At 64.6% G+C, this 7371-nt stretch carries 6 protein-coding genes; 2 read left to right on the forward strand and 4 right to left on the reverse strand.

The window, feature by feature from the left end:
- Positions 1 to 3: 3 nt before the first annotated feature.
- Positions 4 to 669 (reverse strand): rhomboid family intramembrane serine protease, encoded by a 666-nt coding sequence (locus NZ993_00875; protein MCS7154351.1) that lies wholly within the window; start codon positions 667 to 669, stop codon positions 4 to 6.
- Between the two features lie 148 nt (positions 670 to 817).
- Between NZ993_00875 and grpE the strand changes: the two genes are divergently transcribed.
- Positions 818 to 1462: a nucleotide exchange factor GrpE gene (gene grpE / locus NZ993_00880; protein ID MCS7154352.1), complete on the forward strand. Its 645-nt coding sequence runs from the start codon at positions 818 to 820 to the stop codon at positions 1460 to 1462.
- Positions 1452 to 2609: a molecular chaperone DnaJ gene (gene dnaJ / locus NZ993_00885; GenBank protein ID MCS7154353.1), complete on the forward strand. Its 1158-nt coding sequence runs from the start codon at positions 1452 to 1454 to the stop codon at positions 2607 to 2609. The genes grpE and dnaJ overlap by 11 nt, the downstream gene beginning before the upstream one ends.
- Here dnaJ and NZ993_00890 read toward each other — a convergent pair whose 3' ends face one another.
- From NZ993_00890 to NZ993_00900, 3 genes are all read right to left on the reverse strand, one after another.
- On the reverse strand, positions 2610 to 3311 hold the full coding sequence (locus NZ993_00890) for a metallophosphatase family protein (protein MCS7154354.1): 702 nt from the start codon (positions 3309 to 3311) through the stop codon (positions 2610 to 2612).
- Positions 3312 to 3392: 81 nt separating this feature from the next.
- Complete coding sequence (locus tag NZ993_00895; protein ID MCS7154355.1) at positions 3393 to 4988, reverse strand: amidohydrolase family protein; 1596 nt, start codon at positions 4986 to 4988, stop codon at positions 3393 to 3395.
- A 16-nt stretch (positions 4989 to 5004) separates the two neighbouring features.
- The coding region (locus NZ993_00900; GenBank protein ID MCS7154356.1) for a penicillin acylase family protein at positions 5005 to 7371 on the reverse strand (2367 nt) is incomplete at its 5' end.

A 7371-nucleotide genomic window follows, 5' to 3' on the forward strand; every position in this document is an offset into this window, starting at 1 on the left:
AACTCAGCTCACCGGCTTATCTTCGTACATCTGCTGCCAGGCTCGGTATCGGCGCCGGGCCTGATGCGTCCAGATGCGGATGAGCGCGTATCCCCACAGCATGCCCCCTAGGTGTGCAAACCGGGCCACATGATCCGACGGTCCAGCGGCCACCCCAGCCCACAGCTCCAACAGCCCGTAAAGGATCACGAAGTACTTGGCCTTAATCGGCAGCAGAAAGTAGAGATAGATGTACTGATTGGGGAATAGGAGCCCAAAGCCCAAAAGCAAGCCGAAGACGGCTCCGGAGGCTCCGATTACGGGCGCCGTCGGATCTCCCCAAAAGGTGGTCACGATAAGATGCGTCAGCATTGCGCCCGAGCCACAAAGGAAGTAATACAGCACGAAACGCCGGCTGCCCCAGAAGTTCTCCAGCGGCGCCCCGAACATCCAGAGCGCCAGCATGTTGAAAAACAGGTGCGCGATCCCGCCGTGTAGAAAAAGGCTCGTAACGAGCTGCCAGGGCAAAAAAAGCCCCGTAAGCGGATGCCAGAGGGCCCCGTAGCGCAGGAACACCCCCTCCAGCACAGGCAGGGTCTGCGCCATGAAGACCAGCCCGTTTAGAATGAGCAGGTGCTTAACGGCCTCCGGTAGAAGCCGGAATCCGGGGGGCTGATACGCTTCGTACATGCTCCAAGCTCCTCGGGCGCAAGATACGAGAGGATGCCGCAAATGCCAAGTTTCCGGCCTGTCAAGTTGACCGATCTACGGAAGGATCGCTCTTTTGGCTGTCGAATCGACGCGTTAAGGGCGAGCTGGACATGCTCTGGTCCGTTTTTTGAGGCCTCCCCGGCGCGGCTCTCCAAGAAACGCCGGAAACCAAGCCAACAAGCGGGTACTTGAGAGTATGACGACAGAACAGCCGGAAGTCCAGACCAGCGCCCCGGCTCCGCAAGAACAGCCGGATTCCGCCTCCTCGCAAACCGATCCGCAGCGCGAGATCGCCGCGCTGAAGGCAGAGCTAGCCCTGCTGCACGATCAACTGCTGCGCAAGGCGGCCGACTTCGAAAACTACAAAAAGCGCGTGGAGCGAGAACGTCAGCAGCTCATCGCCTTTGCCAATGAGCGGCTTATTTTGGCGCTTTTGCCGATCCTGGATGATCTAGAGCGCTCCCTAGAGGCCGCCGAGCAGAGCTCGGACTTTCAAGGGCTGCAGGAGGGCATTCGGCTGGTGCACCGCAAGTTTCTGGAGGTGCTCAAAGCCGAAGGAGTGGAGCCGTTTTCGAGCACGGGCCAGGCTTTTGACTACACGCGGCATGAGGCCTTTATGGAGCAACCCACCTCCGAGGTGCCGCCGGGTACGGTGGTGCGCGAGTTGCAAAAAGGGTACACACTCCGAGACCGTGTGATCCGGCATGCGAAGGTGATCGTATCCCGTGCCCCCGACACAGACAAAGATCCCGCCAAGCAAGATGCCGCGTGATTACTATGAGATCCTGGGCGTAAGCCGAGACGCTTCCCCGGAGGAGATCAAACGGGCCTACAGGCAACTGGCCCTGAAGTATCATCCGGATCGCAACCCGGGCGACAAAGAGGCCGAGGAGCGCTTCAAGGAGCTGGCTGAGGCCTATGCGGTCTTGAGCGACCCCGAAAAACGAGCCCAATACGACCGCTACGGCCATGCGGGCCTGCGCGGCGCACCCGGCTGGGGCGAGGGGGGGGCGTTCTCAGACATCAGCGAAATCCTCCGCCAATTCAGCGACGTCTTCGGGGCGGATTTCTTCGGGGATCTGTTCGGGACGCGCGCCACAGGTCGTGCGAGCTCCGGGCAGACCGGCTCGGACCTGCGCATCCGGCTTGCCCTCAGCTTGGAGGAGATCGCCACGGGCGTGGAGAAGCGGCTTCGGCTGCGCAAGTACGTGCGCTGCGAAGCCTGCTCTGGCACAGGCGTTCGAACTGGTGCCCGAGCGGAGCGCTGTCCGACCTGTCAGGGTATGGGGCAGGTCCGCCAGATCACCCGCTCTCTTTTTGGTCAATTCGTGAGCATTCAACCCTGTCCGAGCTGCCAAGGCGAGGGGCGCCTGATCCGAGATAGCTGCCCCAAATGCGGCGGCGAGGGGCGTTACCGCGATGAGGTCACCTTAGAGGTGCGTATTCCCGCCGGTGTGGCCGAAGGCCACTACATCCCCCTACGGGGCCAGGGCAACGCCGGCATCCGGGGCGGACCGCCTGGGGACCTTATCGTGGTGATCGAGGAAAAGGAGCATCCGCTTTTCACCCGAGAGGGCGCGGATCTGTACTACAACCTATACCTGAGCTTCCCCGACGCCGCCCTCGGGACGGAGGTCGACATTCCGCAGCTTACGGGTCCACCGGTGCGCATCCAAATCGAGCCCGGCACGCCCCCGGGTAAGCTGTTGCGCATCCGCGGCCGGGGGCTTCCGGACGTGCAAGGCTATGGCCGGGGCGATCTGATCGTGCGCGTGCACCTATGGGTGCCCCAGAAGCTCTCCAGCAAGGAGCGCAAGCTGCTAGAGGAATTGCGCACTTCCCCCCATTTTCAGCCCCCTCAAGGGCAGGAAGCCCACCGCAGTTTTTTTAGCCGGGTAAAGGACGCCCTAGGCGGCTAGCTAGAAGCCTTGCCGCAGACGCTGGGCGTATTCTCGCGGTAGCCCCGCCTTGAGGATTTTGCGCGCGGCCCCTTCGACGTCGTACTCCACCCGCACGAACTCCAACGCCCAGGCCTCGGTGTCCAAGATCGCGGCCGAGGCCCTCGGATCTCCGTCTCGGGGCTGGCCTACGCTGCCCGGATTGATCACGTAGCGCGGCCCTGCTTGAAACCGGAACACGCCCACCTGCTCGCAGAGCAGCCCCGGGATGTGCGTGTGGCCCACGAAGCAAAGCGGTGTCTGTAGATGCTGAAACAGTTTCTGCGCATCCTCTAGCGTCATCACATACGGCCAATGCTCCGGCTCATGCAGGCTGGCGTGCACATAGGTGGCTAGCTGGCCCTTTAACACGAGGGGGAGGCTCCGCAGATAGGCCAGATGCTCCGGGCCCAGCACGCGGCGCGTATAGCGCAGCACGACCTGCTGGTTGCGCGAAAAAAGCGGCCATAGCTCATCGCGCAGGATGGCCGCATCGTGATTGCCCAGCACGCATCCGTGCGCCTTTTCGCGCACCCGCTCGATGACCTCTCTGGGGGAGGCGCCGTAGCCTACGAGATCGCCCAGGCAGAAGATGCGGGCTACCTGTCGGCGCTCGAACTCTTCGAGCACGGCCTCAAGCGCCTCAAAGTTCGCGTGTACGTCTGCGATAACGCCGATGCGCATGCGCCCTCGAGCGCACCTTTGCGGGCGGGCCAAGCTACGGCCTCTTAAGCGGCCCGGGCAAGCGGGGCGGCCATCGGAGCCCTAGCGGCGCCGCCCGTCTTGGGCCTCCGGCAAAAAAGGAGCCCATTCGACGTTTTGGCGCGGATCAACGCCTTGTCGGGAGCGGGCCACCATGCGCGCTACGGCCTCCATGAGCCGCGCGTTGTGGATCACGATGCCGTCTTTGATGGTGTGCACGATTCCGCGCGTGCGTCGCATCTGGCCCCGCTCATCCAGCGTGAGGGCCCCGAAGCTATACAGAAAGCGCAGATTATAGAGGGGCGAGCCGTCCACCAAGATCAAATCGGCCAGGTATCCGGGCCGAATAAGCCCCAGGCGCGGCTGCCGCAGGGTCTGGGCGCTGTTGTACGTGGCGGCCCGGATCACCTCTAGGGTGTGCAGACCTGTTTCGCGCAGCAGCTGTAGTTCCCGTACGTTCGAAAACCCCGGCGTGGCCCAGATGTAGTTATCGTCGGTGCCGTAGGCCACGCGCCCGCCGCGTTTGTTGAACTCGTAGATGAGCCTACCCCAGAGTTCAAAGGCGGCGTACCAATAGTATTCGTCATCCGAGGTCCAGTCCCAATGATAGGCCCCGTGGTAGGCGGGGTTGGGCAGGTTCCAGTTGATGAGGGCTTGGTGCGTGTACTTTTCGTGCCAGGGCAGGCTGATGGCCCGCAGGATGTCCCGGTTGGCCTCGTAGACGACGCGCGTCGGCAGCATGGTCACGCCGTAGCGCACGAGCGAATCCGCGATGGCCGTCAGCAGCCGCTCCCGGTTCGTTTCGGTCCAGACCTTGCCCGCATAGCGGAAGCGATGGTTTTCGTCGTCGTAGTTGTACTCGCGGCCGAAGTTCTGCACGCGGTTGTCCAGGGCGGATTCGGCGTATCCGTAGTGGTGTTCGATCATGGTCACCCCCAAGCGGGCCGCCTCCAGGGCGCGCACCATGGACATGCTCGAGGGCGGCAGGTGTACGGTTGTGATGCCCCCGGCCTCCCAAACGGCTCGGCAGACGGCGCCGAACAGCTCCGGGTTCCAGGCCAGGTTCCCCACGCTAACCACATGCGCGCCGCGGGCGACCATCTCGCGCGCGATCTCCGGGGCCATTTGGGGGTTTTCAAGCTCCTCCCGGCTCCGGCCCGTGCCCGCACCCCAGGACCAGATGGGGAACATGCGAGGGGCCAGGATGCGGTTTTCCGCGCTCAGCCGCGCCTGCTCCATGGCCTGTGTTAAGCCCCGGTCCGGCGCCGGCACCATGGTCGTAACCCCATGCGCGAGCTTGAGGTAGTAGACGTACTCCAGCTCCATGGGCTCCTCGCGCAGATGGCAGTGCAGATCGATCAGGCCGGGCATGGCGTACAGGCCCGTACCGTCGATGACGCGCTCGGCCTCCGGATGCCGGTGCTCCCGGCCTCGGGCCGTGACCGGATCTAGCGGAATAAGATCCCGGATCGTGTTCCCTTCGATGATGATGTCGTACGGGCCCACGGGAGGGCCGCCATGGCCCGGGATGACCATGACGTTATGGATGATAAGCCGCCGATAGGGGCCCTCGGCCAGATCCCCGAAACGACGGGCCGGCTGAGCCCAAGCCGTGCAGGCCAGGGCGGCCGCGCAAAGCCCAAAGCACAACGCGCGCATGGACGATTCTCCTCTTCTATGGGGGTAGCAATACGCGGGTATAGGCCGTTACGGAGAGCACGCGCTCGCGCGAAAAGAACACGGGAAAATACCGGCCGCTCGCCCAAAGCGGGAACAGATCCCGATAATGCGGACTGGCGGGGTCGCCGGATTGGCCTGGCGTCGAGGTGCCGAGCGCCCGATCCCAGTCGGCGGTGTCGACCAGGATCCGAAACGAGGCCCCGTGGTTTTGGTTAAGACCCGATCCCGTGGCCAGGACCGTGTGCGCGTAGCCGCCCCGAGGGGCAGGGCCCACGTCGAGCTGGCTTCGGTACGGCTCCCGAACAGCCGCGCTCAGGGGATGGCGGATCCAGACGTGCTTCATGCGCGGCGAACCGTAGCGCCAGCTGCGCCGATCGGGCCCGAAGCGGCCCTCCAGCTCTCGGACGGCCTCCTCCAGGGCCCCTAGCAACACGGCATCCCGGCCCTGGATTGGATCGGGCCCAAAGGTTCCGTCGGGGGCCCAGAGGGCCCGTATAAGCCGGCGCAGCGAGACGGTGCCCAAGATGGAGCGCGCCGGCTCGGGGAGAAGCCGCTCCGAGAGGCGCCTTAGCAGCGCCCGCTCCCAGGCCACGTACAGGGCCGCAGCCCGAGATTCGGGCTCAAGCCGCAGGTCCCAACCCAGAAGCTCGGCCTGAGCCCACCGCAGGCGCTCTGGCACCGCGACCCCGCTTAAGAGCGGCACCAGAAGCCTAGCCGGGATTGCGAGCACGTCGTGCTGAAGCGCGGCCAGGTCCGCTACATCAAAGCGCCGATTTTGGGAGAGCACCTCTTGGATGCGGGCCATGCGAAACGGCTCCGCCCAACTGTAGGCGGTGGCGATCGGGTAACGGGCGGGTAGGTTTTCCTCGTTGGCCGTGGCGATCCAGCCGCGCGGCGGATCCACCTCATACGGGAGAAATTCCGGCGCTAGAAACCCCTCCCATTCGTAGCGCCCGTCTCCGGGAACGGGAAGAAGCCCCGACCCGCTACGGCGCACAGGCACAATCCCCACGGCCTGCCAGCCGATGCGGCCGCTTCTGTCGGCCCAGATGAGATTTTCCGGCGGGGTGCGAAAATAGCGGCAGGCGGCCTGAAACTCCTCCCAAGATCGGGCCTGGTTGATGCGCAGGCTCGCCAGATACGGGGCTGCGCCCACCTCAAGCCAGGCCGCGCGCAGCGCGTAGGCGCGTCGCCGCAGCGAGTCCACATGCAGCACGGGGCCGTGCCGCGTATAGAGCAGCTCCACTACGACCGGCTCTGCGCCCCGGACCCGGATCGTATCCCGGATCGCATGCATAGGCTCCCAGCGGTTCTGGTAACGATAGCGCGGCGGCGTGCGCCCTTTGAGGTCCTCCGGATGGAGCGCGTATACGTACAAATCTTCCATGTCCATCCCGAAGACCGTAAGCCCCCAGGCGCCGTATTCGTTGTGTCCGATCGCCACCCCGGGTAGGGCGGGCTCGCCAGCGCCGATCACGTTCCAGCCCGGGCCCACTAGGTGAACCCAGTAGCGCAGGGAGGGGATCTGGATCGCCCGATGCGGATCGTTGGCCAGCAGCGGACGGCGCGACAGCGAAAGCGCACCGCTTACGGCCCAGTTGTTGCTCCCCGCAACGGACGCCTCCCATCCGTCCAGCCCCTCCTCGGATCCGGCGCGGCGCCCCTGAGCGTCTTGGGCCCGATAGGAGGCCTGTACGTCCTCAGGTTCAAAAAGGACTGGGGCCCGGTAAAGGCGGTACAGGCGCAGGATCTCCGGTCGGATCGCCTGCAGATCCAGGGCCGAGTCGGGCTCTAGGCTCGGCGCAGCCGGCTCCAGCTCCAAAAGCTCCCGGGCCCGTTCGGGTCCGAGCGCGGCCACAAGCTGCGCGATCTGCACTTCCTGCGTCACGTTGCCGTAGAGGCCATTGTGGCGCGAGATGACGACCTCCTCCGTCCAGAAGCCGGGCCGAAACCCAAGCAGGCGGAATTCAAGGGGAAGCTGGGCTGTGTCGGCTAGCACCTCGCGTATGCGCGCGTTGATGCCGGCTACGAAGGCCCGTATGATCTCCGGACCCCGTTCATGGTAGTGGCGGAGCTCCTGCTCCAGGGGGCCGCGAAACCGCAAAAGCCTCGCCGCGTGATCATACGGAACAAAGCGCGGCCCGAAGGCCTCCGCGAGCGTGCCCGTGGCCTTGCGGCGCCACAGTTCAAGCTGAAAGAGCCGATCGCGCGCGGCCTGATAGCCCTGCGCAAAGAACAGATCCCACTCCGTTTGCGCGTAGATATGCGGAATACCCCAGCGATCGATGCGCACCTCGACCGGTTGCCGAAGCCCCGCAACGCGCAGCGTATCGGCCGAAGCGGACGATAGTAAAGCTCCCCA

This window comes from Bacteroidota bacterium, assembly GCA_025059945.1.
In the GTDB taxonomy this organism is placed as follows: Bacteria; Bacteroidota; Rhodothermia; order JANXDC01; family JANXDC01; genus JANXDC01.

Bases quoted from the DNA above. Each gene is read 5' to 3' on its own strand.
- NZ993_00875 (MCS7154351.1), bottom strand. From the start codon at position 669: ATGTACGAAGCGTATCAGCCCCCCGGATTCCGGCTTCTACCGGAGGCC.
- dnaJ (MCS7154353.1), top strand. From the start codon at position 1,452: ATGCCGCGTGATTACTATGAGATCCTGGGCGTAAGCCGAGACGCTTCC.
- NZ993_00895 (MCS7154355.1), bottom strand. From the start codon at position 4,988: ATGCGCGCGTTGTGCTTTGGGCTTTGCGCGGCCGCCCTGGCCTGCACG.
- NZ993_00890 (MCS7154354.1), bottom strand. From the start codon at position 3,311: ATGCGCATCGGCGTTATCGCAGACGTACACGCGAACTTTGAGGCGCTT.